Raw genomic sequence first — 26,197 nt, 5'->3', positions numbered from 1 at the left:
TGTGAGCTGGCAGCATCGGTTTGAGGCGATTACCGGCAGCACGATTGCCGGAGGGCGAAAGCTGCAGGGCGGCGATCTGGGCGGCGCGACCTTGGTTGATCTGGCGGATGGCCGCCGCGCAGTCGCCAAGAGCGGACCACTGGTGGCGCGCGAAGGCGCCATGCTGGAAGCTATCGCGAAAACCGGTGCCCCTGCTCCCCGCGTCTGGCACAGCGAGGGCGACCTGCTGATCATGGATTACATCGAAGCGGACGGGGCGAAGGGCTGGGAAAGCCTCGCCGACGCACTCGCGCAGCTGCATGCGCCCCGCGATGAGCAATATGGCTGGGAGGATGACTACGCCTTCGGAACAGTCACCGTGGCCAATCCGCGCACCGAAAACTGGCCCGAGTTCTGGGCTGAAAACCGCCTGCTATGCCACGCGGAAAAGATCGACAGCGCGATTGCGCGCAGGCTCGAACGTCTGGGCAAGAGCCTGCCCGATTTGCTCCCTGCATTTCCGACGCAAAGTCTGCTTCACGGCGATTTGTGGGGCGGCAATATCCTGTTTCACCAAGGCAAGCTGGCCGCGCTGATCGATCCAGCGAGCTATGTCGGTCACCGCGAGGTCGATTTGGCGATGCTCACCCTGTTCGATCATCCGCCTCACGAATTTTTCGAGGCGCTGGAGCTGGAGGAGGGCTGGCGCGAACGCCTGCCGATCTATCGCCTATGGCCGCTGCTGGTGCATCTGCGCCTGTTCGGAGACAGCTACAGAAGCTCCGTCACGACTGCGCTCCGAACGCTCGGCTTTTAGCTAAGCTTCGGGAACGGCGTCCATTCGCCGCCATCAGGATCTTCGGCGAAAATGCCTTCGATCAGCGCCTCGTGCACATCTTCGGGCTTGGCCGGATCCCACGCGGGATTGCCGTCCTTGTCGATCAACACGGCGCGCACGCCTTCGGCAAAATCATGGCGCAGCATCATGCGGCTCGCGACCCGGTATTCCATGACCATGTTCTCGGCGAAGGTTTTACAATGTGCGTTTTCAGCAAACTGCCGCAGCGCGACTTTGCTGGTGGTCGGGCACTTTGCCTTGACCGCCTTCAGCTCTTTCTCCGCCCATTCGGTGCCTGAATTTTCGAGTGCTTCGATAATGCCCTCAACCGTGTCGGGACCGAACAGCAGATTGATCTTGTCGCTATTTTCGGCAATGCGAGCAGGCGGCGGCGTGGAGGACATGTCGGTCAGGACAGCACTCGGATCCTCGCCCGCTGCGATGCGCGCCTTGGCTTCGGCGGTGTCTTCGCTTTTGAGGTAATGCGTTGCGAGCCCCGCCCACAGGCATTCCGCACCATCGAGACGCGCTGCCGTGAGTGCGAGGAACTTTCCGGTCGCGCCCGGAAGGCGTGGCAGATACCAGCTTGCGCCGACATCGGGGAACAGTCCGATATTGCCTTCGGGCATGGCGAACATCGTGTTTTCGGTCGCAACGCGGAATTCGCAGGGCTGCGAAATGCCCACGCCGCCGCCCATCGTCACCCCATCCATGAAGGCGACGATCGGCGTGTCGTAGGTGAACATCAGATGGTTGAGACGATACTCCGCATGGAAGAAGGCGCGGCCTGCCTTTCCGTCATCCTCCAGCGCCGATTTGCGCACCATCGCCACATCGCCGCCCGCGCAAAAACCGCGGCCTTCGGCGTGATCGAGAATGACGGCGTGAAGTTTCTCGTCTTCGCGCACGCGCAGCAGCGCTTCTGACAGCGCTTCGCACATGTCCTGCGTCAGCGCATGCAACGCTTTCGGGCGATTGAGCGATATATGCAGGATCGCATCATGCGCGTGGATGTTTACGTCTTGGGTCATGGAAATCCTTACTGCCGCAGCAGATCGCGGCCGACGATCATGCGCATCACCTGATTGGTGCCTTCGAGGATAGAGTGGACGCGCAGGTCGCGCCAGAAACGCTCGATCGGATAGTCGCGCAAATAGCCGTAGCCGCCGAAAATCTGCAGCGCATTGTTGACGACATTGCTGCCGCTATCGGTGGCGAGGCGCTTGGCCATGGCGGAGAAACGCGTCTTATCAGGTGCGTTGTCCGTCACTTTGGCAGCCGCGAGATAGAGCAGCGCGCGCGCTGCCTCCAACTCTGTCGCCATATCGGCGAGCATGAACTGGGTGTTCTGGAAATCGGCGATTGGCTGGCCGAATTGCTGGCGATCCTTGGAATAGGCGATCGCCTCATCAAGACACCGCTGCGCTCCGCCCAATGAGCAGGCACCGATATTGAGGCGGCCGCCATCAAGGCCAGCCATGGCAAAGCGGAACCCTTCGCCCTCGCTGCCGATGCGGTTGGCGACCGGCACGCGCGCATCTTCAAAGATGACCTGCGCCGTGGGTGAGGCGTTCCAGCCGAGCTTCTTCTCCGGCGCGCCGAAGCTTACACCCGGTGTGTCCTTGTCGACCACGAGCGCGGTGATGCCGCGTGTCTTGTGCTCGTCCGTCCGGACCATCACGACATACACATCATTCACGCCGCCGCCTGAGATGAACTGCTTGGTGCCGTTGAGCACGTAGTGGTCGCCATCCAGCTTTGCGCTTGTTTTCAGCGCCGCCGCGTCGGAACCGCTGCCGGGCTCGGTCAGACAATAGCTGGCGAGCTTTTCCATGCTGATAAGGTCGTCAAGATAGCGACCCTTCAGATCGTCCGATCCGAAGGTGTCGATCATCCATGCGGCCATATTGTGGATGGAGATAAAGGCGCTGGTGGTGGGGCAGCCATAGGCCATGGCTTCCATGATCAGTGCTGCTTCCAGTCGTCCCAGACCTATGCCGCCGCTTTCTTCGCTCACATAAATGCCGCCAAAGCCAAGCTCTGCCGTGCTCTTGATCAGATCGACGGGGAAATGGTGTTTTTCGTCCCATTCGCCTGCATGCGGGGTGATGTTATCGGCAGTGAATCGCTGCGCCATTTCCTGAATGGCGAGCTGGTCTTCATTGAGCTGAAACTGTCCAGTCATTGCATAAATCTCCTGCTCGCTCCCATGTCAGGAAGTGATTGCAGGTGCAACCAGTCTGGTGGGCCATATCCTGGCCCAATGCTTGTCCTAATCGCCGAATGTTTCCGGCGGCGGGGGAGATGGATCGAAGCCCGATGTATCGTCCATCGGCTCGGCTGAAAATCCTTCCGCTGAATCGATCAGCTCATCCGGCGCGGCGTCGACGACGACCTCTTCACCGTCATCTTCGCCGCCACGATCGCTGCCGGTACGTGCGCGCTCTTCCTGCTCCTCGGTGTCGTCGAAACCTTCGACCCGCGAAGAGCCTTCCGAACTGGCCACGCGCGCTCTCGGCTGCTGAACCACGAATTCGCTTTGCCCTTCGCGATCGACACCAGCGGCCGCATTGCGGCTGTCCAGATCATCGTCACACGCCGCAATCAGCAGCGGGAGGGGCAGCAGGCCAAATGTTTTCAGGCGCATCTTTCGAATCCCGTTTTTCAAAGCTGCGGGATAATAGCAAAGCAGGAGTTACCCAATTGCTGACGGATCAGCCGCAGGAAACGCGCTCGATCACAAGATCGTCATCGTAGGAAACGGTCAGCCGATCGGGACGATAATCCATTGTCACGGCAGTGCGGGGCGGAACCCAGCGTAGCTGCCGCGCGCCCGATTCCGTCAGCATAGCCTGGCCCATTCCGGCAGATGCGGTGTGCCCGATGTGATACTGGACGGGGTCCGCATTGCACTCACCGGTTGGCTCGCGAACGGGCATCTCGGTCATGTCTGCAGCGCCATCGGTGGCGCAGGCGGCGAGGGTGAAAGCCAGCGGCACGGTGGCGGCAAGGCTGAGCAAATTGCGCATAATCGGTCTCCTCGGCATCTGTTCTAGCCTCTCTTGACGCTGCGCGCTAGGAGGCGCAGCAAAGGAGACATCACGATGGCAGGCCTGTGGTTTGAAGAATTCAGCGTCGGACAGACATTCGATCACCAGCTGCGCCGCACGGTGACCGAAACCGACAATGTCATGATTACCACCATGACGCATAACCCGGCCGCGCTGCATCTGGATGCCGAATATATGAAAGGCACCAATTACGGGCAGGTTCTGGTGAATTCGTGTTTTACGCTTAGCCTGATGGTGGGGATCAGCGTGCATGACACGACGCTGGGCACGGCAGCGGCCAATCTCGGCTGGGATGAAGTGCGCTTTCCAGCGCCTGTCTTCATCGGTGATACGCTGCGGATCGAGAGCGAAGTGCTCGAGCTGCGCGAAAGCAAGAGCCGACCGACGCAAGGGATCGTCACCTTCGCTCACCGCGCCTACAATCAGAACGATGTTCTGGTCGCGAGCTGCAAGCGCGCTAGCCTGCAGAACAAACGGCCCGCCTGACACCTCCGTGAAGCATCGACTGGCCGTTGGCGTTTGCATGTAGAATTAGCGATATACCAGATGGGGTATCGACGCTGCGGGCATCTCGCCTCTAGGAATTCATTCGATCCGTAAGGATCGAATGGCAGGCCAAAAGGTGATGTAAAATTGAGCGAGAAAGATGTCCGTCCCGCCAATGTCGATCACCTGATCCGCGAAACCTATCGAATCGTCGCCGACCCCATGCGGCTGCGCGAAATGCAGGATGTGATCGCCATGCATGGCGCGGGGCTTGAGGCTGGCGATGGCGCGCTCGATGAGCATTTCGAGCAGGCGAGCCAATTGTTCGACAGCCTGCCGGAGCGCGAGGCGCGCGATTTCTCATCCTTCGGCGTGGATGCAGAGGCTGTGCGTGCCGCTGGCGATCCGGGCTGCCTGTTGCGCCTGGATGCAGCGCTGAATGTCCTTGGCATTGACGATGAGCGGCTGCGCGCATCGGACATGCAGACGGGCGATGATTTTGCGCAATGGCTCGCAACAGACAGCGACACGATGGAACAGGCGTTGCGTGCGCTGGCAGAGCGGCAGACCGACAACGCCGCTATGGTCATCCGCTTCTACACCGGTTCTGAGGACCAGCGCGGCACTTTAGGGCTTGCTGTCAAAGGCCAGCCTTCCGACGCGGCGGCGGTGATCGTGCGGCGCATGGGCCTGCAATGGTCGGAACGTGATCGCGACGTATTTGCCGATGTCTTTGGCCTCAGCGATACCGAGACAGAGCTGGTGCGCTTTCTGGTCGAAGGACGCAGCGTGAATGATTTCGCCGCCGATCGCGGACGCGCCATCGGCACAGCGCGCACGCAGCTCAAACGCCTGCAGCAGAAGCTTGCTGTCGGCACGCAGGGCGAGGTCATTTCGCTTTATGCCGGCTTCATCGGCCTAATCGCGAGTGACTCGCTCGCGGCGGTCGAGAACGGCGGGATTGTGCCTGCAAAGACAGTTGAGGTCGAAGGCGAGACCATCCGCTACGAACGCGTCGGCAAAGCTGGCGGTGAGCGTGTTCTGCTGCTGCATGGCGCCATGGAGGGGCCATTCCTGCCGGATGCCGTTATCGCCGCAAACAGGGCAACCGGGCTCGACATCGTCATTCCCTGGATGCCTTTTTACACCGGCGAGGACGCGCACCTTCCGGCAGCCGCCAGGATCGAATCCTTTGCCGACAAACTCCCCGCTTTCCTTGATGCGATCGGCTGGGAGGATTGCACGATTATCGCCTGCAGCCTGTCCACGGCTTATGGGTTTGCCGCTCTCGCGCGCCATCCGGGCAGATTCTCCGGCATGGTGCTTGCCGGTATGGCCATGCCGCTGTGCGAAATCGGAGATCGCAGCACCATGCCCGCATCATGGCGCGCTCCGATGGAGCTTGGCTCGCGTTTCCCGCGCTTCTTCGAGCTGTTCTCGCGCGCGGTTTTTCGCCTCGCCATGCGCGGGGAAGCGCACCACTATTTCGACAGATTGTTTCAGGACAGTCCGCGTGACATGGCGACACTGCGCGATCCCGATGTGGCGCGCACCATGCGCCGCGCGGCGGAGCACAGGCCTGATCGTTTCGGCGCGGCGATGGCGCACGGTCTTGCTATCATGACATCCGATTGGTCGCTCTGGCTTGAGCGTTGTGAGCGCCCTGTGCGGCTGGTCTTCGCGGCGGAGGACGTGGTTGTGCCGCCGCAGCAGATGGAAGATTTTGCGCTCCGACGCGGGATCACTGCGGTGGGCCCTATCTCAGGCGCGGCAGGATACAGCCTCTTTCAGGCGCCCGCGGCCGTATTTGAGCAAGTCGCCTTGCTGCACGAGGCAGACTAGGCGCTCGCCCCCGGCACACAAAAAGGCGCCCCGGTTTCCCGGAGCGCCCAGTTTGGTGCAGGAGTTTACCTGAAATCAGAAGCTGAGTGTGGCACCAAAGGTGACCCGGCGATCGGGCAAGCCCTGGAAGCACAACAGCGCATCATTGTTGACGCAATATTGGAAGATGTCGGAGCCCGTCAGGTTCACGCCTTCCACGCCAACACTCAAGAAGTCGGTGAGCTGATACACGATGCTGGCGTTCAGCTGTCCGCGCGCGTCCGTCACCACGGGGAAGCCGAAGGTCGAGTTGAGCGAGGCCCCGCCAGCGGTATCAAGCGTGCGGAATTCATCCCGCCAGGTGTAGCGGGCGCGGGCGGAAATGCCGTACTTCTCGTAGAACAGCGTCACATTGTACGCATGCGGAGAGAAGTCGAGCAGCCCCTGAACCGCAGTAACCGGCACGAAATTTGCGCTGTCGTAAATTCCGTTGATCGCATTGAAGACGTCGGTGCCGCGCGATGCGGATGTGTTCGATGCCTCGCCGCCGCCAAAATCCTGATAGGTGTAGTTGGCGATCACCCCGAAGCCTGAGGCGAAGCCTAGCGTGTCTTCGAAGGCAGACAGGTCATACTGGAATGCAACTTCGATACCCGTCTGCGTCGTGCTCGCCGCATCGTTGATGGTGGTCAGGATATCGACGCAGATCCCGTTGCCCGGAATGTTGGACGAGATGTTGCGATCGGCAATCGGGTTGTAGATACCGCCGCCTTCGCATGGCGGAGTGATGTCGCCAAAGCCATTGCCATCGCGGAATGCCTCTTCCAGCTGCGAGACGAACAGGTTCGTGCGATCCTTGTGGAAGAAGCCGACGCTTACGAGAGCGGAGGGAGCGAAATACCAGTCGACCGACACATCATAGGATGAAACTGTCTCCGGCTGCAGGCTTGGATTGCCGATGGGGATGGCGGCCTGCGAGCTTGTGCCGAAAACGATCGACGTCGAGAGCTGGTTGAAATCCGGCCGGTTGATATCCTCAGTATAGGACGCGCGCAGCACGACATCTTCCAATGGCTCGACAATGAGGTTTAGGCGCGGCAACCATTCCTCGTAATCGCCCGAAGTCGTGACGGACGTCACCGAACCGCCGGAGATATTGTTGCCCGTGGAGTCGATATTGGTCGCCACATAACGTAGGCCGACATTCCCGCGCACCGGCCCGAATTCGAAATTCGCCTGCCCGTACATCGCCACCGTGGTTTCCTCGATATCGTAGAAACCGGCAGGGTTGGGCGAAGGATCGTCGATTGTGCGCATGCCCGGAACACTGGCCAGCGCCGCTTGCAGGATATCCAGCGTGCCCGCCTGATCGTTGAACGCGCGGTCCGGATCGATCAGCAGGAAATCGCCGAAGAACAGTTCGCGCCCATCGCCAGCGTCGTAATTGTCGGGGCCGGGTACCAAAAGCTCGGCGAAGACTGTGCCACGCGGGCTGTCATCGAGCGCGCTCAGGCCAAGCGTCGATCCGATGTCCTGAAACTGGCTGCTGCGATTGTTGTAGCGGAAGCCGAAATCGAGCGACGTGATGAAGCCTGTGAAATCGTAGAAATCGTAGGACATGTCGATACGGAACGCGTCTTCGGAATTCTCCGTCTCATCCGCGCCCACTTGGATCGCATCGAGCACGACATTGGCCGGATCGAGCAATTGCGCCGTGGACGGAGCAAAAGGCGAGCTTGTGTCGAGGCCAAAGGTGAGCCCGTCGGTCAGATCGTAACGGAACGGAACCGCATTATCATTCCCGCCACCTGCATCGAGCGGGGTGACCGGATTGATGAAATTCAGCGTCGTACTGAGGTTCGGATTGACCGTGTCGGAGCGGGATGTCGACGCTTCGACAAACAGCGAAAGACGGCCGATTTCCCATTCGAAGCCGAGACGATAAAGCTGGCTTTCGGTCAGGCGCGCGCCGGTGTCGCTGGAAAAGCGCAGGTTCGGATCGTCATCGTCAATGCCGAGGTTCGGCTGGATGGTGCCGGTCAGAGCGGCCTCGATGCTGCCAAGGTCCACCCCGTCGAGCGTGCCGAAATCGACCGTCTCGAACGTGTCAGGCACGTTGTAGTTGAGGACCGCGCTTACGCCAGAACCCTGCACGCGCGAGCTATCCTGCCGCCGCTCCTGGTCATTGTAGAACGCATCGAAGAAAAGGCGCAGATTGTCGGCCGGTGCCCATTCCAGCGATCCGGCAAAGTTGATCGTTTCGTACTCGAAATTCTCAAGCTCCTGGTTGAGGAACTGGATGCCGAGGAAATCGAAGCTCTGTGCAGCCGGTCGGCGGGTCGGCTGGTTTTCCAGATTGCCGTTGCGAATGACATCGGCATTCACATTCTCGACAAGGCCGCCATCGCGGTCGACACGCGGGCGGAAGGAGACAGCTTCCTGCTCGGTATAGCTGCCCGCGATCACGATGCCGATATCGCCGATCCCGGTTTCCCAATTGTCGCCGAAGCTGGCGGAAACGCGCGGCGTGATGCTGTCTGCAAATTCGCTGTATTCGCCTTGCAGTCGCACCGATGCGACCCGCTCCGTCAGTTCAAGCGGGCGGATCGTGCGCAGGTTGATCGTACCGCCAACAGAGCCTTCAATGGTGTTTGCCTCAGGCGCCTTGATGACTTCCAGAGAGGCGATGATCGCGGCATTCACATCTTCGAAATTGATGCCGCCACGCCCCTGGCCGGAGCCGACGGTAGAGACACCATTGATTTCGGTACGGTTGTCGTTCGTCCCGCGGATCTGCACACCGCTGCCAACGCCTGCACGGCGGGTGATCTGGACGCCAGGGATGTTTTCGAGAACTTCGGCAAGGTTCTGGTCGGGCAGTTTGCCGATGTCTTCGGCCTGGATGACTTCGATCAGGCTGTCCGCATTGCGTTCCTGATTGAGCGCGCTTTCCAACGCGCCGCGAATGCCGGTGACCACGATATCTTCACCGGTATTGGCCTCCGGATCGGTATTGTCAGGTGGCGTGCCAGCGTCCTGCGCAGAAGCAGCGCTTGCGCCAAGAGTCAGAGCTGTGCCCGCCAAGAGGCCGGAAAGAATACGGGCTGTGCCCGTGCGGATACGCTTATCGCGAATACTCATTTTACCACTCCCTATTGGTTCCCAATCTTGTTTTCCCTTCAGGGTAGATTGGTGAACTCGACTGTCAACCTCTATAACATACCATAGTGTCTTTTTCTGTCATACCAATTTACCAGAGCGGCGCGCAAATCCCCGGAGAGTTTGCGGCGGTCAGCCCCAGGCAACAAAATGTCCAGCGGTGTCATTACACGCTTTAGAGACCATTTCCAGCAAAATGTCTAGCGGTGTCATTTTTCGGCTATTGACGGCTGATGGAGCACGGCTCTAGGCGCAGCTTTTCACCTCAAGCGGGTGTAGCTCAATGGTAGAGCAGCAGCTTCCCAAGCTGACGACGAGGGTTCGATTCCCTTCACCCGCTCCAGGTTTCAGATCCTATCCGCAAGAATTGTGGTGTGGTTAGTCGCCGTGCTGAGTAGCGAGCATAGCGGCGACCCGATCGCGCGCGCTGAGCGCAGCTGGAAGCGTGACAACTCGCGTCGGAGTGGAAACGGTTGAGCCGTAGCCCTCGCTTCCCACAGGCGCCTGATAAAAGGTGCGCTCGGTTTCTACCGGCTCTGCGGCTAAAGTATACAAGGCGAGTGCTCGCTCCAGATTGACAGGGCGGTCTATGCCACTCTCATAAGCCTGGCCCAGAACAAACGCTGCGACACGATCTCCCTCTGTTACTAGTTCGGCAAGCCGATCATCGGGAAATTCGGAAAGGATTGCGTTGACTTCCCGGCTGATCGCTTCGTGGTCTGTCCCGGCGCGCGTTAGGGCACGATGCTCCGATGTCATGACAGTTCCGGGAACTGCGCAGGCGGCAAGAACGAGGCACAAGGCGCCCGCCAGAGACTGAACACCGCGCCTAAGACGCATTTCTCTCAGCAGCCAGCTTGTCGCCCATTTCAGCAGGAACGTTGACCACCGTCTTCTTTCCGGTGGCTGGATCTGTCTGATGGAAGTTGAACGCTTTTCCGCGCAGCGGGCCAGCGGCAAGGTCGGCTATCATGATTTTGACATGGTTGTTTTCTGGCGTGGCAAAAGGCGCGACCAGATCGACCAGCCAGATTTCGTCACCCGATTGCCAGTCTTCCATGGTGAAGACCTGGTCCTTTGCAAAAACACCCTGCTCAAGCTTCGCGCGAGCTTCCTCATTGCAATATGCCCAAAACGCAGCGCCCACCGGCTGATCGCCATCACGGAAAATCCACAATTGCTCCTTCAGCAGCGCGGGCATCGCGATGGATTCGAGGATGAACAGCGGCAATTGGCGATGAATTTTCGACTGGGTGAGGAGCCACGAAATCTCGCCGAGCAAATGGCTGACGGTGGGGGCTTCTGGCTGGCTGATTGGTTCTCTCCCGTGTGATTGCAGGACTGCTCATAACGTGTCAGCGCGTAGGCTTCCAGCCCCTGGCCGGACATTACAAAATCGTCACCTGAATGAAAATGAACAATTTTTGGGACACTTGCCATAATCTCGTCACATTCTCACGAGAGGTTTACCGAGTCTTCCGCTAAAGACATCAGGGACGTGTATCATGGGGGCGAGCACCAGCCGCTCATCTTTCTGCTGCTCCGATTTTTGCAATATCGGCGTAAGCACATCAGTCATCTTCGGTCTTCGCCGTCGTCTCTCGAGCTGCGGTTTGAGGAGGGGTTGTGTTTAATGCACCGAAACACGCCAATTCATCGAACTGGCTTTCGTTCGATCCTGCGCATATTCGCGCTCGGCCTGCTTGTCAGTGGTTGCGGGGATTCGTCTATGGATGACGAGCCTTTGTCCTCACAGGAGGTCGCGAACGCGACGTGCATGACGCGCATTCTTGATGATGCTGGCGTCGATGACGTTTCCGTCACATTCGTTTCGGAAGCGGGCGCGTACCTTTTACAAGTCTATACCGGCGAAACCTACCCGACGAATGATGGCTCGGAGGTCGAGAGAGAGCTGCGAGTCATTGCTGGTCGTTTCGCCGAAGAGTTCCATTCTGAATTGTTCCAAAATGCGCCGCGTGGTCCAGACGACTACGCTCGCCTGTACGAGAATTTCGGCAACCCGCAATATTCGCGGCTCAAGGACATTACTCGTGGGCGTGCGATGCATTTCGAGCAGCAAGAGAGGGGAACGGTAGAAAGCGTCTACCCGGAAGCGACCAACCAGCTGTTCCGTCTTCGGGACTGGCTCTTTGTGGTCTCGGTACATCAAAGCACGTCCGGTGATGTTCCGATCGACAGCATCGATGCTGCGCTGCGCATTATTGAAGGAGGTGAGGATAAATGCCCGAGGTAACAGCCCAACAAGTCAGGGACGCAGCGAACAGCGGGGATTGGCAGGAAACTTACCGCCTCATCACGATCTACGCGGAATCCAATCCATCGGTGGTTCCAAGCACGATGGTCAATTGGTTCAAGTCCGCGCGGTACATCAATAAGCCCGGTCCGATAAACGACAACGCTCTGCGGTACACGGTTTTCCGCTCCAACGATTTGATGAGCCAAGAATTGGGGCTTGGCCCGGTGTCGCTCGCTCGCAACCAGCAAGTCTCGGATGGACTGGCAAGTCTCGTCGCCGACTACATGATTGATGTTATGACCGGCGCGACCTCATTCAGCGCGCAAAGTATCTTCGAGCTGGATGTCGGCAGCGCTGTCAACGATCTTGGTTTCCCTCGTTCTGGTTGGGCAGGCGGCGCATTTGGCGAGGCCTATGGCTTTAATATCTTCGGCACTGGAGGAATATTTAGCTTCAGCGATAGGTCGGCTTTCCAGCGATGGGCTGAGATTGCTGGTCAAGTTGCGCGGGAAGGGCAGCTGATAAATATGCCAAACCGTGGCGAACCGTCGCTGCTCATTGGGCTGGCAGCCGTGGCTTCCTTGGACGACATACCGTGGTGGGCTTTCAATGATTTGCTCGATTACGGGGTTCTGGGCGCCTTGGGTCTGGGGGACCTCTTCGATCTAATGGATTTCTCGCTTACCGAGGAAGACGAACTCTATGGCGATTTCATTACGAACGCGTCTTTCGATCCCAATTTCGGTACGACTTTCAGTCTCAATTATATACCCTATGACACAGTCAAAACTCCTCGGAAGGGGGTAGTAACCGTTTTGCCGGGGGGCGACTACTTTGGGGACATGTCAGGGGGCGCTGACAGCGGTTTTGGCTCTGTTGGGGCACCCCAATACGCCTTGATCAACAATGGAACGACCACCCAGGTGTTTGAGAACAGCGGGGTTAGCACTGAGAACGGCCTGTCATCCCCTGATTGGGCCGCTGGCGGCGTGGCGGCTGCGAAGGCTTTTTCATCGTCGATCGGTCGGCGGCTTTTTGGCGACAATGCACTCGCTGGTGCCTTGGTCGGCTCTGTTCTGAGCGAGGTTGCTGGCGATATTAGCGGGCGACTATTCTACTCTTCTGAGTCGGCCGAAGAATTGGCCGATATTTTCAGCCGTGAATCGCTCAGCAACCTTGGCGTCAATATAGCCGGTGCGGGCGCAGGCGCTTTGACGTCCTATTTCGTTGGTGAAGCGTTCGCGAAACTGGGCATCGATGGCTTTGCAGGCGAAGCGTTGAATTCCACAGCCAGCTTTGCTCTATCGACCATCGCCAGCAATATTGTGAAGGATGGCGCGAGTGCTGCCTTCGACGGTTTGGGGACACTCGACTTTGCAGGCTTTGCCGGATCTTTCCTCGGGTCAAAACTCGCTTCATTCGTCAAGACTTTCGATAGTGTCGGTGGTCAGATCGGATTCTCGGTGGGTGGCGCGGTCGGCGGTGCACTCGCGGCAAGCGTTTTTGCCAAATCGAGCGCGATTATCGCAAACTTCCTTGCGCCAGGGGTGGGTGCATTTGTCGGGGCTCTGCTTGGCGGCGTGATAGGCTCACTCTTTGGTGGCAATTCCACTCCGGAGTCCGGCGCGCATGTGGTTTGGAATGCTGCGCTCGGCGAGTTCACTACAGGTGCCAGTTGGGCCGACGATTGGGGATCTAGTAGCGACAATCAAAAAGCCCGTGAGCGGGCAATCGATCTCGCTACCTCGGCCGGAGATGTCCTCAATCGAGTTATTGATGGACTAGGCACAAGCGCAAGCGCCTACCAAAATCCGACAAGGATCGGAGCGGGCGCTTATGGCCAGGAAAATAGCGATTTCGTATATTGGGGAGCTGGCGAAAATAGTCAAAACCATAGCTTGACGGGAAGCTATGATAATTCGACGCAAGCTTTGAACCACGGGATTAGGGTCGCGCTCGATAGCGTGACCCTGCAGGGCGGAGACATCTATCTGAAGCGCGCCCTCTACAAGACCCTGGAAGAGAACACAGACAGGGCGAGTTTCGATTTCGGCCAGCTATTAGGTGATCTTTCTGTTGCTGCTGATTATTCGTTTTACCAATCAAAGGCGCCTTTGATTGATGCCGCCATTGCTTTGGCTCCTGAATCCGCGCTCGCTCAAGGATGGATTTTAACTCTCCTCCGCTCCTCGGAAATGGGCTTCGATGATTTCCACAAATCCGATTTCTACGGCGGTCTACACGGGTTCCTTGAAGGCTCGCCTTTCCTGAATGGTGTCGATCCCGCTGATATCGAGCTTAATTGGCAGGGCGGTGACTTGCGGATTTCTGCTGGTGAGACTGTGCGGGGCGGCAATGCCACTGTGGCGGGCTGGTCCAGCGCGTCAAATGAAACCACGCGTTGGCGCATGGTCGAAGGGCCGGGCGGTGAAACGATCACTGCGATGGAGACAGGGCAGAACCACGGCGCAGCCAACGGTGGCGGGATCACTAGTTCAAATGCCGTTACGATTGATGGCAGCAAAGGCTACGAATTCACGGTTTACGTGCAAGGCCACACGCTGAACAAGCATCGCGCCTATTTCGGCACCATGTCCAACACGGTGGTGAATGCAGTCAGCGGTTCGCCGAAGAACAATCCGTATTTCTGGTCCGCCATTCCCGGCAGCGGCAACTCCATGCAGGCCGACAAATGGTACAAGGTCGTTGCCTACATCCTGCCTGAGGGTGAGCGCCTGAGTGCACAGGCCGATATGGGCGGCGTCTATGATGCCTCGACCGGGGAGAAGATCGCCAATGTCACCAATTATGCCTGGGATCCGGCTCGTACCCGTTCGACAACGGCCCTCCGCTTCTTCAACTACTACGATGAAGCGAAGACCGGCTATTCGACATATTGGGCGAAGCCGCAGATCAGGACTGTTGACGGGACTACTCCGACATCAGGCAACCTGATCGACACAAGCGGGTGGGCGGACGATCCTCAAAGCTCCATGGTGATCGACAATTTCGCGTCTACCATGGGCTATCGCCGCACGGTCAACATCACTGCGAACTACACCGGCTCGATATATTCGGACATCGTGACCGCAACCGGTTCCAACAATATCACCATTTCGGATGCGGTCTCTGCGAGCAGCATGAACGGCCCGGGCATGACAGGCAGCTCGCGCCTCAGCGATGACATCTTCATCGGCAACGACGGCCACAATCAAATCTATGGCTATGCCGGCTGGGACTGGCTGGACGGCGGCGCGGGCGTCGACCGCATCTACGGTGGCAGCGGAAACGACTTCATCAAAGGCGGCGATGGCAACGACTACGTCCAGAATTGGACCAACGGGCCTGCGCCTGGCGGTCTCTACGGAGAAGACGGCGACGATACCATCCATGGCGGTGCCGGTAAGGATGCCATGTTCGGCGGGAACGGCAACGACCTGTTCCTGGCCGATGACGACAACATCTGGGATTACATGAACGGTCAGGCAGGCAGCGATACGATCAGCTATCGCCTTTTCGATCGGGCTGTGACCATCGACATGAATGTCGGCAAGGATACGTCATACACATACAGAGCCTATGGTGACGGTGCAGTCGGCATCGAGAACGTTGCGGGCACGCGCTATGCCGACACGCTCATCGGAGACAGCCAGCATAACGTGCTCGATGGCGGCGCGTCTGATGATACCATTTCGGGTGGCAGCGGCAACGATACGCTTATTGGCGGCACAGGCCGTGATACGCTCAACGGCAACGCCGGAAGCGACACGGTTTCCTATCGCCATTCCAATTCCGGCGTTACGGTCGATCTTACCGCAGGTACGGCAAGCGGCGGTGAAGCGCATGGCGACAGCTTTACCTCGATCGAGAGCATCGAAGGTTCATCGCACAGCGATGACCTGCGTGCGCGCGCTGCGACCGGCAAGCTGGCAGGCCTTGGGGGCAGTGACATCTTGCGCGCTTCCACGGGCGCGATTGCTTTTGACGGTGGCGAAGGCATCGACACAGTCGATTATGCGGATTCCACGGCAGGCGTTTACGTGAATCTCGGATCCGGCACCGGTTCCGGCGGCTGGGCTGCAGGTGATACCTACAGCAGCATCGAACAGGTGATCGGCTCCAATTTTGGCGATACCATTCATGGGACCGACGAAAGCGAGCGCTTTCAGGCTGGCGCAGGCAATGACTACATGTATGGCAAGGGCGGCGACGATTCCTACGGTTTTACCGATGGAACGGGTGTCGATTATGTGACGGACACCGGCGGTTTCTACGATTACATGGTGGTCGACGGCTCGATTTCGCTGAACGACCTCACCATGTCTCGCAGCGGCTCGACTCTCGTCCTTGGTCGCAAATCCACTTCGGACAAAATGTATGTCCAAAGCCATTTCAGCACCGATAGCCAGGGTCTGAAGTCCTACACCATGGACCGCCTGACTTTCGAAAATGGGTCTTGGCTATGGATTAGTCATCTGACCAGCTTTCAGAACGGCGGTGGCGGCAACAATACGCTGCATGGAACAGGCCAAAGCGACTGGCTGCATGGCTATTCCGGCAATGATGTCATCAATGGGGGCGAAGGCCTCGATGTGCTCATCGGCGGTGCGGGTACCGACACACTGCGCGGCGGTGCGCATTCAGACACCTATATCTTCGGGCGCGGTAGCGGCGTCGACATTATCGACGATACCGGCGGCTATGAGACCTTGGTGTTCGCCGGGGACATCAAGTCGAGCGACCTGATGATCGAATATAGCGGCAATGATTTGTATATCGGCCTCAAGGTGGACGGGCAGAACTACACTGCATTCAACGCGCCCGACAGGGTGAAGATCATCGGCCAGAAAACCTTGGCGAAGGCGGTCGAATACATCCAGATCAATGGTCACAAGCTATCGCTGCCAAAGCTGGTGGGCGATGCCACCGGTTCCAGCAGCCCGCCGCAGGTCGAAGATCGAAACATCACTATCTATTCCAGATTCACAGGTGGAGCGATCACCACGATCAACGCCTATGATCCCGAGGGCGATACGCTGACTTTTTCGGTCACATCGCACACCAGCAATCTCAACGAAGACTATTACATGCTGAATGGAGGCAGCCAACTTTACACCACTGCCTATTGGAACCGGCAGGATTACGAGTTCGCGAACGTTACCGTCACGGCCAGTGACGGAACGTCGACAGGTTCAGGTACGGTGTCTATCACCTATGCACCTGATCCAATGGGTGGTCCGATTTGGCCGATCGTCATGGACCTTGATGGTGACGGTGTCGAACTGGTCAAGGCGTCTAAAAGCAGCGTTGCGTGGGATGTCGATGAAGATGGCCTGCTCGACAATCTCGGCTGGATTTCCGGCGACGATGCCTTTCTCGCACTGGACCGCGATGGCTCTGGCGCAATCGACGATATTTCGGAAATCAGCTTCATCCAGGATGCCGAAGGCGCGACGACAGACCTTGAAGGTCTGCGTGGCTTTGATTTCGATGCCGAAGGCGTCTCCGATGGCAAGCTGGATTCGAACGACGTCTTTTACGCCAATTTCCTGCTGTGGCAGGATGCGAATGCCAACGGCATTTCTGAGGAAGGCGAGCTGAAGACACTCGCAGAGCATGGCATCGTGTCGATCGATCTGACGGGCGAGCCGACCAATGACAAGCACAAGAAGACCTCCAAGAATGCAGTCCTGAACTCTGGGACCTTCACCTATGCTGACGGGTCAGCGGGCGGCTTTGGTGATGTGGTTCTCGGTGTTGAGCACGGCGGCTCTGAGAAGGATTCCTCGAAGGCTTTCACCAGAAAAGAAACGAGCAAATTGTTCGCACGCGATACCGCAAATACCGACACGGCAGATTTCGGCGGTGAACTTGCACCAATCGTGATCGATTTCGATTTGAACGGCCTTGAATTGACGCCGGTCGGGCGCTCCCAGATCAACTTCGATGCTGATGGTGATGGCGATCTCGAACGGATCGGCTGGATTTCCGGCGGTGACGGCATCCTGGCGCTCGATCTGGATGGCGACAATGCCATCACATCGGGGCAGGAAATTTCCTTCTCGCAATATGCGGGTCGCGGCGCGACCGACCTTGAGGGCCTGCGCACATTTGATGGCAATGAGGACGGCATCCTGGATGCAGGCGATGCCATTTGGCAGGACCTGAAAATCTGGTTCGACAGCAATCACGATGGCGTGACGCAGGATGGCGAGCTTGTTTCCATCATCGATACGAGCGTCGCCACAATCGAATTGTTCGGACAGCAGGGCCGATCGGAATATGGCGGCAACGCTATCAACGAAGTCACAAAGGTCACTTTCTCTGACTTCGATGGTTTTGCAGGCCTAGCCGACGTCTCGCTCGGCTATCTCGAACTTAAGGAAAACGTGCAGAGTAAGCGGGCCGCGCCAGCGCCAATGCAAATGGATAAACACATTGGCCATGTCGAGGGCCGCCATTCCGCAATGTCCGAACGTCGCCAGATGCTCGTAAATGCCTATCACGCGGAATACGGTCCCGAGTCCCTGCGTGAGGTCAAACAGCAGGGGACTCTGCGTTCGCAAGATCTTCCATTGACGCGCTCACAGCCAAAAGACTCTTCCTTGCAAGGTTATTTGCGGCCTGAGAGCAGCCCACTGGTGAACGCAGTCTTTGATGGTCTCTCCGGGGTCATCGATCAGGACGCGGCTCTGATTCCTCAGACCGGCCCTTCGCATATGTTGCGCTCGAAAGGTGAGGAAAGTGCAATGCTGAAACGCATCGCTCTCATCCGTCAGGATCTGTGCAGCTTTGGCGCCAGCTGCCATGCCGACACGCGCGACAACAATTCGATCATGCGTGAGCATCAGGACTGGTTCGCTTAATTACGTATCGACGCCGCGCTCAGGGTGAACAGGGGCGGCAATGGGCGTGGCTTGCACAGCGTAGCAAATTCGGGTTTGACGCAGCCTGCCCATGACCACATTCTTTCTCACCTTCCTTTCGGTGGCGCTTGCCATGCTGGCCGGGCGAGAGGCTGTGCGTGTGGCGCGTCTGGCTTCGGCGGGCGCAAAGCCGGCGGCGCTTTTGAGTGTGGCCCTTGTTTGTGCGATTGGTGCGTGTGCGGCCGCGGCGTGGCTGGCCACGTCATTCGCTGACCTGCTGACGCCTGAGCACAAAAGATGGTTCGTCGCAGCAGCTCTTGCTCTGGCTGCCGCTGAGGTCGCATTCCTGGACGCGCCTTCCGCACCGCAAGAGCCTACACAATCGCTCGGCGCGATTTTCATCGTCTTGTTCGCCGGAATCTTTGCCGATGCGAGCGGTCTGCTCGTGCTATCGCTGAGTGTCGCGAGTGGCGCGCCGGTCCTTGCGGCGGCTGGTGGAACACTTGCCGCCGCGGGTGTGTTGGGGATCGCCATCATGGCAGGACCGGACTGGGAACTCCTCCCGCGCAAAATGTTGCGCGTTACAATCGCAATGCTTTTGATCGTTGCGGCAATTGCGATCGGTTTATCTGATGCAATCGTTTAATTTCGATCGCTTTTATCGATCAAGCCCATCCGTATTCTAAGTGAAACCAAACGGCGCTGTCGCCCGTTGAAAAGGCAAACACGCATTTCTTACGGAGACCCATTATGAGTACCTCAGGCGACAATTCGAAAGCTGCGTTGATCGACGGTCTTAACGGCCTGCTTGCCGATCATCTCGCGCTGTATTTCAAGACTAAGAATTTTCACTGGCATGTGAAGGGCCCGCGTTTCCGCGATCTCCACCTGCTGTTCGACGAGCAGGCGATCGAAATTCGCGACCAGATCGATGACATCGGTGAGCGCGTGCGCAAGAATGGCGCCGACACGCTGACCAGCATCGCTTCCGTCGCTGCCAAGACGCAGATCAAGGATCAGGATGATACGACCCTGTCTGCAGAAAAGATGGTCGAAGAACTGCGCGACGATAACCGGAAAATGGTCGGTGCATTGAAGGCCCTCAAGAAGCACGCTGAAGCGGCTGGCGATAATGCCACCGACGGGTTGCTCGACGATTGGACCGACATGGCAGAAGAGCGTGTCTGGTTCCTCAGCTCGACAATCCAGTAAGCGCAGTTGGACGCATAGCTATTCCGCCGCCGCAGAGTTCTCGCTCTGCGGCGGTTTTGCCTTTAGGGTCCGGCCCATGACTGATATCGAATATATTGACGACGCCGGAGCGGCTGAGATCGCCGCTTTCCTTGAAAAGCTGATCGCTGCGAAATTCGCTGAAAGTGCTGAGCCGGTTGCCATCAGTGTACCCGGCGGCTCGACCCCGTTCCCGATTTTCGAAGAGCTTGTGAAGGCTGATCTCGATTGGTCACGCCTTACCGTATGGCCGGGCGATGACAGGATCGTCCCCGAAGATCACCAGGCGAGCAATACCGGCAAGATTCGCGCGCTCTTCGAGCCGCTCGGTGCGACCGTTGTGACGCTGACCGTCATGGAGGACGTGCCGCATTTCGCACTGGTTTGGCTCGGCATGGGGGCGGATGGACATATCGCCAGCCTGTTCCCGAACACCGATCCGCAGGTGAATGAGCCTGCCCGCGTAAAACGCCTCACGCCAGATCCGTTGCCGCCGGAGGCTCCGTTCGATCGCATCACGCTTACCATGCCATCGCTTCTGGATACCGATCGCCTGATGTTCGTCATTCGCGGCGATGAGAAGCGCGGCGTGTTCGATGCAGGCGCGGCGGGCGAGCATGATCTGCCCATCGCCCGGTTGCTCGGCGCGCGCGGCGATACGAAAGTGACATGCTTCACCTGATCCCCGCCTGGGTCCAGCGACCGCTGATGCCGCTGGCCAATCGCATTCGCAATTTCTGGCAGCAACATGCGAGCGCCGATGTCTACGGCGTGGCGCTGATCGGCTTTGATGCCGACGACCAGCTGCTTCTCGTGCGCCATTCCTATGGCGCGCGCAAATGGGCGATGCCGGCGGGCGGGATCAAGCGCGACGAAAACCCGGAGGACGGCATCCGGCGCGAGATCAGGGAGGAGTTGAGCGTCGAGCTGAGCGATCTCGAACTGGTCATGGAGCACAAGGAGCAAGTGCCGGGGCAGGACCGCAAGCACCATGTCTGGGTCTTCACTGCACGGGTTTTGGAAAAGCCCCGTCCCGACATGCGCGAGGTGATCGATGCGCGTTACTTCGATTTGGACGATCTTCCCGAGCCACTGGAAAAGCGTGTGCGCCCGCGTCTCGAAATGCTTCAGGCGCGAAAACTCTAGCTCTCTGCGGCTGGCAAGTTTTCCGAATTGTCCACGCAGGCCATCCAACGGGCATCAAGTTCCTGTCGCGGATTTGTGCTGCCATCGATTTCAGCCGCGATCAGATCGCCCGCAGCCGCCATGTCATCGACGACTTCACTATCGGTCCGCCCGCCGATTTCCTTCGCAGCCTGCATATATCGCACTGCCAGGCCAATAATCTCGCGTTGTTCTTCGCGCGAATGGGTATCGGAAAGGCCAATGCCCATGCCGAGGAAGCTGCAGGCGACAGCTTCGTCATAGGTGACGTCAGGGAGGGAGGCGGATGCCGGCGCGATTGCAGCCAGAAGGATTGCGAAAACCATGGTCAAAAATACTGCGATTCGGGCGGCCGCGCAATCCAATTAGAGTAACGGCAATTGCGGATCCTCGCGTTTGCCTTTGCTCTCTTTTTCTCTCTCGAGGTTGCTCAGCGTCAGACCCATCAGCCGGATCGGCATGGCGAGGGGCAGTTCGGCTTCCAGTATCTCATGCGCGATCGCGGCGAATTGCGCCCTGTCCGCCACGGGCGCATCGAGCGAGCGGGCGCGGGTCATGATCTGGAAGTCGTTGAACTTCACCTTCAGCGTGACCGTTCGCCCCTTCGCCTGTTTGTCAGCGATGCGCCCCCAGACGATTTCGATGATGTTGTCGAGCGTTTCGCGCAGCGCGCTGCCGCTGGAGATATCTTCGCTGAAAGTGCGCTCCCCGCCAATGCTCTTGCGGATGCGATTGGCGCGGACGGGGCGATGATCAATCCCGCGTGCCGCCTTGAACAGATAATCGCCGAAACTACCGAAATGTGCGCGAAGCCACTGCAGGTCTTTCCCAGCCAGGTCTGCGCCTGTTTCAATGCCCAGCCGCGCCATCTTTTCGGCGCCCTTTGGTCCGATCCCATGGAAGCGCCGGATGGGGAGCGATTGTACGAATTCGGCACCTTGGCCGGGGCGGATGACGCAAAGCCCATCGGGCTTGTTCTGGTCGCTCGCCAGCTTGGCGAGGAATTTGTTGTAGGAAACCCCCGCACTCGCAGTCAGCTGCGTGGTCTCGCGGATAGCCTTGCGAATAGCCTGCGCGATTGCGGTGGCGGAACCGATGCCGTGAATGTCTTCGGTAACATCCAGAAACGCCTCATCGAGGCTGAGCGGTTCGACATGCGGCGTGTGATAGAGAAAGATTTCGCGGATCTGCGCGGAGACCTCGCGATAGGCATCGAAGCGGCTTTTGACGAAAATCAGGTCCGGGCATTTCCGCTTGGCTGTGACCGATGGCATGGCGCTTTTCACACCGAATTTCCGCGCCTCGTAGCTCGCCGCCGCCACCACGCCGCGGCCTGACGATCCGCCCACGGCGACCGGCTTGCCGCGCAATTCGGGATTGTCCCGCTGCTCTACGCTCGCAAAAAACGCATCCATATCGACATGGATGATCTTGCGCAGACCCGGCGCCTCATCCGCGTTTTCGTCAACAGGATTGGCAGCATTCTCGGCCATGAGCGGCATATAAGCACACCCGCGCGATGCGGGAACCGTGAAGCGCCGGGCACCGCCTTTAATCGGTGCTTTCCTTTTGCGCACATCACCGCCACAAGCCCGTGGTGAGCCAAGATGATCCCGCCCAAACGGACAATTCCGCCAAATCGAACCCGCTGACCCGCAAGCTGGGGGAGCGGGAGCTGATTTTCCTGATGGCGATGCTGATGAGCCTGCAGGCCTTCGGCATCGATTCCATGCTCCCCGCACTCGGCCAGATCGCCGGAGAAATGGGCGCTGAGGGCAATGAGCGGCAATTCGTGATCGGGGCCTATTTCCTTGGCGGCGGGATCGGCGCGTTCTTCCCCGGAGCCTTTGCCGATCGTTTCGGGCGGCGGCCCGTGCTGGCGCTGGCGCTGGTCTCCTACATCACATTGTCGCTCGCTTGCGCACTGGTGACGAATTTCGACCTGCTGGTCGCTCTCCGGCTGGTGCAGGGCGTGCTCTGCGCCGGTCTCAGCGTGGTGCCGCTCGCGATGGTGCGCGATCATGTGGGCGGCGACAAGATGGCCCGGTTGATGAGCCTCATCATGATGATCTTCCTGCTCGTGCCGATCCTCGCACCGGCCATCGGTCAGGGCATCATGTACTTTTTCGGCTGGCGCGCGATCTTCGGCGCGATGGCCATCGTGGGCAGCATCGCTGCCACCTGGGCGTGGCTGCGCCTGCCAGAGACCTTGCACGAGGAAGATAGGCAGGACATCCGCGCAAAGACGATCCTCAAGAACATGGGCAAGGCGATTTTTGCGCGCCAATCCATCGGTTATGTCATCGGCGCCGCGCTGGTGTTCGGTTCGCTGTTCGGCTTCCTCAATTCCTCGCAGCAGCTGATTTCGCAGACTTTCGGGCAAGGCGATTACTTCGCGCTGATCTTCGGCGGGGCCGTGCTCGGCATGGTGGCGAGCAATTTCACCAATTCGCGCATTGTCGAAAAATTCGGCGCGCGGCGGGTGAGCCATGCCGCTCTGCTCGGCTTTATCGTGGTGTCGGCGCTGCTCGTCTGGCGATCCTTCGGGCCGCCTTATATCTTGTGGGAATTTATCGTGCTGATGAGCTGCGCGATGGCGACGCTGGGCTTTGTCGGTGCGAATTTCAGTTCCATCGCCATGCAGGATTTCCAGCATATCGCAGGGTCCGCCAGCAGCGGCCAGACGGCGCTGCGCATGATGACCGGCGCGATCCTCGGCGCATTTATCGGCAGCCTGTACGATGGCACTCCGTTGCCGCTCGCCTATTCCATGCTGGCTTGCGGCTTGCTCGGTCTGGTCGTCGTTTTGTTCAGTGAGCGGGGCAAGCTTTTCCGCCGCTTGCATTCACCCGTCCAGCGTGCAGAAATACCCCGGCGATGAGCGAAATTTTTGACCTGATAATCATCGGTGGCGGCGTAAATGGCGCTGGTGTCGCGCGAGATGCGGCGGGGCGCGGCGCGAAGGTCCTGCTGCTTGAAAAGGGCGATCTGGCGAGCGGCACGTCGAGCAAATCGACCAAGCTGGTGCACGGCGGCCTGCGTTATCTCGAATATTACGAATTCGCACTGGTGCGCGAGGCATTGGGCGAACGCGAAACCGTATGGCAGATCGCGCCGCATATCGTCTGGCCCATGCGCTTCATCCTACCGGTGACGGACGGGATGCGCCCCAGATGGATGCTGCGGGCAGGGCTGTTTCTCTACGATCATATCGGCGGCAAGGGGCGGCTGAAAAACACCAGCAGCGTCAATCTGAAAAAGCATGCCGCAGGCGCTCCGCTGGAGAAACGCTACAAGCGTGGTTTCGAATATTCGGACGGTTGGGTGGACGATGCGCGGCTGGTCGTCCTGAACGCGCTCGATGCGGCAGAGCGCGGAGCGGAAATCCGCACCCGCACGCTGGTCACCTCCGCCCGGAGAGACGGAGACATCTGGCACGTCGAAGCGGGCGGCGAAACGTTCCAGGCGCGCGCCATCGTCAATGCGGCTGGGCCGGAGGCGGACGATCTTGCGCGGCTGGTGGGTGAGCAACCCGCCTACGGCATTCGCCGCGTGCGCGGATCGCATATCGTCGTGCCCAAGCTGTTCGACCATGACCGCGCCTACATTCTTCAGCAGCCCGACACGCGCATCTGCTTCGCCATTCCATGGGAGAATGACTTCACCCTGATCGGCACGACCGATGCCGATCACGCCGGGTCTCTCGATGATGTGCAGGCGAGCGATGAAGAAATGCGCTATCTCTGCGATGCCGCCAACCGCTATTTCGAACAGGATGTGACGCCTGATGACGTGGTGCACACCTATGCCGGAGTGCGCGCGCTGGTTGATGACGGATCGGGTCGCCCCGAAGCGGCCACGCGCGGCTACAAGATCGCCCTGTCGGACCCATCTCGCGGTGCGCCGATCCTTGGCATTTATGGCGGCAAGATCACCTCCTATCGCCACGTCGCAGAGGACGCGGTGGACAAGCTCGCAGAACGGCTGCCGGTGCTCAAAGGCGAAAGCTGGACGGGCAAGGAACCGCTGCCCGGCGGCGAGTTCAAATACACCGCGCAGCCCATCCTGTTCGACGTCCTGCGCGAGGATTACCCCTTCCTGTCGGAGACCGACGTGGTCCGCATCGGCCGCGCCTACGGCACGCGCGCGGGCGACTGGCTGGGGGAAGCGAAGAGCTGGGACGATCTGGGTCGCAATTTCGGCGCGGGGCTGAGCGAAGCGGAAGTCGATTACTTGCGCCGCGTGGAATGGGCGCAGACGGCCGATGATGTGCTTTGGCGGCGCACCAAGCAGGGCGTGCACATGAGCGAGGCCGAGCAGGCGAGTTTGCGCGAATTTATGGGTGGTTAGGGGAGCGATGCGCCTCTGGCGGCGGTGAAGACCTTGTACCACTGCTCGCGCGACCAGCTGACCTGCATCGCCTGCGCGGCTTCAGTGATCCGCTCGCGTTTTTGCGATCCGACGATCGGCACGATGCCTGCCGGATGCGCCATGAGCCAGCTGTAGGCAGCGACGGCCCGGTCGACACCCAGCTCTTCCGCCACTTCTCCCAAGACGCGCGCAACGCGGCGATCACGCTCGCTTTCGGGACGCATCAGGCGGCCACCACCAAGCGGGCTCCACGCCATCGGTGTGAGGCCCAGCCGCATGGCCTGATCCATCTCGCCATTGTCGAACGGCTCGATCCGCAGCGGGCTGATTTCGGGCTGGGTCGCGCTGAGCGGGGTGTCGAGAAATCCGCTGAGCGCCTCGATCTGCGCAGTGGTGAAGTTCGACACGCCAATCGCGCGCACCTTGCCGCTCGCCACCGCGTCATCGAGAAAGCGCGCCAGATCCTGTGGGTGAGTGAGGATATCGGGGCGATGGATCAGATAGAGATCGATCATATCGGTGCCGAGCCGGCTGAGCGACTTTTCCAGCGCAGACTGCATATATTCGCGCGACTGGTCATATGGCAGCGGCGGCATGATCCCGCCCTTGGTGACGAGCGTGATGCGCTGGCGGAGCGAAGGATCGGCGCTGAAAACTTCGCCAAGTTTCGCCTCAACATCGCCAAAGCCATTTTCGCCGTCGAAGCCGTAGATATCGGCAGTGTCGATAAAGTCGATCCCGGCTTCGAGCGCGGTGTTCAGCAGCGTTGCAACTTCGTCGACTGAGCCATGACTGCGCCACATGCCCCAAGCAATGGGGCTGACGGAGATGCCGGAATCGTTGACGGTGCGGCGGTAGGGGGCGGGGAGGCTGGTCATGTGCGCCACATACCCGTTCGTCCTGAGCCTGTCGAAGGGCGACTGCGCTGAATTACGACATCTTACTTCGACAAGCT

The 26,197-nt window shown here is 59.0% G+C and carries 22 protein-coding genes and 1 tRNA gene; 12 read left to right on the top strand and 11 right to left on the bottom strand.

Annotated elements, in window-relative coordinates:
- The first annotated feature begins 1 nt into the window (after position 1).
- Positions 2-796 carry a fructosamine kinase family protein gene (locus O2N64_RS02135; protein ID WP_271078652.1) on the top strand — a complete coding sequence of 265 codons (795 nt, stop codon included), beginning with the start codon at positions 2-4 and terminating at the stop codon, positions 794-796.
- On the opposite strand, the gene O2N64_RS02130 is transcribed toward O2N64_RS02135, so the two are convergent.
- The 4 genes from O2N64_RS02130 to O2N64_RS02115 form a co-directional block, all read right to left on the bottom strand.
- Positions 793-1,848, bottom strand: a complete 1,056-nt coding sequence (locus O2N64_RS02130) for an enoyl-CoA hydratase/isomerase family protein (RefSeq protein ID WP_271078651.1) — start codon at positions 1,846-1,848, stop codon at positions 793-795. The genes O2N64_RS02135 and O2N64_RS02130 overlap by 4 nt on opposite strands.
- A gap of 8 nt (positions 1,849-1,856) precedes the next feature.
- Positions 1,857-3,002, bottom strand: coding sequence for an acyl-CoA dehydrogenase family protein (locus tag O2N64_RS02125; RefSeq protein WP_271078650.1), 1,146 nt, complete (start codon positions 3,000-3,002; stop codon positions 1,857-1,859).
- Between the two features lie 87 nt (positions 3,003-3,089).
- Entirely contained in the window at positions 3,090-3,464 is a 375-nt protein-coding gene (locus tag O2N64_RS02120) for a hypothetical protein (protein ID WP_271078649.1), read from the bottom strand.
- A 67-nt stretch (positions 3,465-3,531) separates the two neighbouring features.
- On the bottom strand, positions 3,532-3,846 hold the full coding sequence (locus O2N64_RS02115; RefSeq protein WP_271078648.1) for an I78 family peptidase inhibitor: 315 nt from the start codon (positions 3,844-3,846) through the stop codon (positions 3,532-3,534).
- Positions 3,847-3,921: 75 nt separating this feature from the next.
- Between O2N64_RS02115 and O2N64_RS02110 the strand changes: the two genes are divergently transcribed.
- Complete coding sequence (locus O2N64_RS02110) at positions 3,922-4,374, top strand: MaoC family dehydratase (protein WP_271078647.1); 453 nt, start codon at positions 3,922-3,924, stop codon at positions 4,372-4,374.
- Positions 4,375-4,521: 147 nt separating this feature from the next.
- Positions 4,522-6,216, top strand: coding sequence for an alpha/beta fold hydrolase (locus O2N64_RS02105; RefSeq protein ID WP_271078646.1), 1,695 nt, complete (start codon positions 4,522-4,524; stop codon positions 6,214-6,216).
- Between the two features lie 75 nt (positions 6,217-6,291).
- On the opposite strand, the gene O2N64_RS02100 is transcribed toward O2N64_RS02105, so the two are convergent.
- The gene (locus O2N64_RS02100) at positions 6,292-9,336 is read right to left on the bottom strand and encodes a TonB-dependent receptor (RefSeq protein ID WP_271078645.1); all 3,045 of its coding nucleotides are present in this window, start codon (positions 9,334-9,336) and stop codon (positions 6,292-6,294) included.
- A 287-nt stretch (positions 9,337-9,623) separates the two neighbouring features.
- Between O2N64_RS02100 and O2N64_RS02095 the strand changes: the two genes are divergently transcribed.
- Positions 9,624-9,697, top strand: a tRNA-Gly gene (locus tag O2N64_RS02095).
- A 35-nt stretch (positions 9,698-9,732) separates the two neighbouring features.
- Here O2N64_RS02095 and O2N64_RS02090 read toward each other — a convergent pair.
- Positions 9,733-10,113: an SEL1-like repeat protein gene (locus tag O2N64_RS02090; RefSeq protein ID WP_271078644.1), complete on the bottom strand. Its 381-nt coding sequence runs from the start codon at positions 10,111-10,113 to the stop codon at positions 9,733-9,735.
- Positions 10,114-10,183: 70 nt separating this feature from the next.
- Complete coding sequence (locus tag O2N64_RS14410) at positions 10,184-10,585, bottom strand: toxin-activating lysine-acyltransferase (protein WP_442866740.1); 402 nt, start codon at positions 10,583-10,585, stop codon at positions 10,184-10,186.
- 498 nt (positions 10,586-11,083) lie between these two features.
- Between O2N64_RS14410 and O2N64_RS02080 the strand changes: the two genes are divergently transcribed.
- Positions 11,084-11,608 carry a hypothetical protein gene (locus tag O2N64_RS02080; RefSeq protein WP_271078642.1) on the top strand — a complete coding sequence of 175 codons (525 nt, stop codon included), beginning with the start codon at positions 11,084-11,086 and terminating at the stop codon, positions 11,606-11,608.
- Between the two features lie 314 nt (positions 11,609-11,922).
- On the opposite strand, the gene O2N64_RS02075 is transcribed toward O2N64_RS02080, so the two are convergent.
- Positions 11,923-12,111, bottom strand: coding sequence for a hypothetical protein (locus O2N64_RS02075; protein ID WP_271078641.1), 189 nt, complete (start codon positions 12,109-12,111; stop codon positions 11,923-11,925).
- 81 nt (positions 12,112-12,192) lie between these two features.
- Between O2N64_RS02075 and O2N64_RS02070 the strand changes: the two genes are divergently transcribed.
- From O2N64_RS02070 to O2N64_RS02050, 5 genes are all read left to right on the top strand, one after another.
- Positions 12,193-18,477 (top strand): calcium-binding protein, encoded by a 6,285-nt coding sequence (locus O2N64_RS02070; protein ID WP_271078640.1) that lies wholly within the window; start codon positions 12,193-12,195, stop codon positions 18,475-18,477.
- Positions 18,478-18,568: 91 nt separating this feature from the next.
- On the top strand, positions 18,569-19,123 hold the full coding sequence (locus O2N64_RS02065; RefSeq protein ID WP_271078639.1) for a hypothetical protein: 555 nt from the start codon (positions 18,569-18,571) through the stop codon (positions 19,121-19,123).
- Positions 19,124-19,227: 104 nt separating this feature from the next.
- Entirely contained in the window at positions 19,228-19,689 is a 462-nt protein-coding gene (locus O2N64_RS02060; RefSeq protein ID WP_271078638.1) for a Dps family protein, read from the top strand.
- 76 nt (positions 19,690-19,765) lie between these two features.
- On the top strand, positions 19,766-20,389 hold the full coding sequence (locus tag O2N64_RS02055) for a 6-phosphogluconolactonase (RefSeq protein ID WP_271078637.1): 624 nt from the start codon (positions 19,766-19,768) through the stop codon (positions 20,387-20,389).
- Complete coding sequence (locus O2N64_RS02050; protein WP_271078636.1) at positions 20,377-20,853, top strand: NUDIX hydrolase; 477 nt, start codon at positions 20,377-20,379, stop codon at positions 20,851-20,853. The genes O2N64_RS02055 and O2N64_RS02050 overlap by 13 nt, the downstream gene beginning before the upstream one ends.
- Here O2N64_RS02050 and O2N64_RS02045 read toward each other — a convergent pair.
- Positions 20,850-21,197, bottom strand: coding sequence for a hypothetical protein (locus O2N64_RS02045; protein ID WP_271078635.1), 348 nt, complete (start codon positions 21,195-21,197; stop codon positions 20,850-20,852). The two genes, O2N64_RS02050 and O2N64_RS02045, sit on opposite strands and share 4 nt — an antisense overlap.
- 39 nt (positions 21,198-21,236) lie before the next feature.
- Positions 21,237-22,364 carry a DNA polymerase IV gene (gene dinB, locus O2N64_RS02040; RefSeq protein WP_271078634.1) on the bottom strand — a complete coding sequence of 376 codons (1,128 nt, stop codon included), beginning with the start codon at positions 22,362-22,364 and terminating at the stop codon, positions 21,237-21,239.
- A gap of 104 nt (positions 22,365-22,468) precedes the next feature.
- Between dinB and O2N64_RS02035 the strand changes: the two genes are divergently transcribed.
- A complete protein-coding gene (locus tag O2N64_RS02035) occupies positions 22,469-23,752 on the top strand; it encodes a multidrug effflux MFS transporter (protein ID WP_271078633.1) in 1,284 nt (427 codons plus the stop codon).
- The gene (locus tag O2N64_RS02030) at positions 23,749-25,221 is read left to right on the top strand and encodes a glycerol-3-phosphate dehydrogenase (RefSeq protein WP_271078632.1); all 1,473 of its coding nucleotides are present in this window, start codon (positions 23,749-23,751) and stop codon (positions 25,219-25,221) included. Before O2N64_RS02035 ends, O2N64_RS02030 begins: the two co-directional genes overlap by 4 nt.
- Here O2N64_RS02030 and O2N64_RS02025 read toward each other — a convergent pair.
- Positions 25,218-26,120, bottom strand: a complete 903-nt coding sequence (locus O2N64_RS02025; protein ID WP_271078631.1) for an aldo/keto reductase — start codon at positions 26,118-26,120, stop codon at positions 25,218-25,220. The genes O2N64_RS02030 and O2N64_RS02025 overlap by 4 nt on opposite strands.
- Positions 26,121-26,197: the final 77 nt, after the last annotated feature.

It is taken from the genome of Aurantiacibacter sp. MUD61 (genome assembly GCF_027912455.1).
Classification (GTDB): domain Bacteria; phylum Pseudomonadota; class Alphaproteobacteria; order Sphingomonadales; family Sphingomonadaceae; genus Alteraurantiacibacter.
This window is presented reverse-complemented; position numbering and strand designations above follow the sequence as displayed.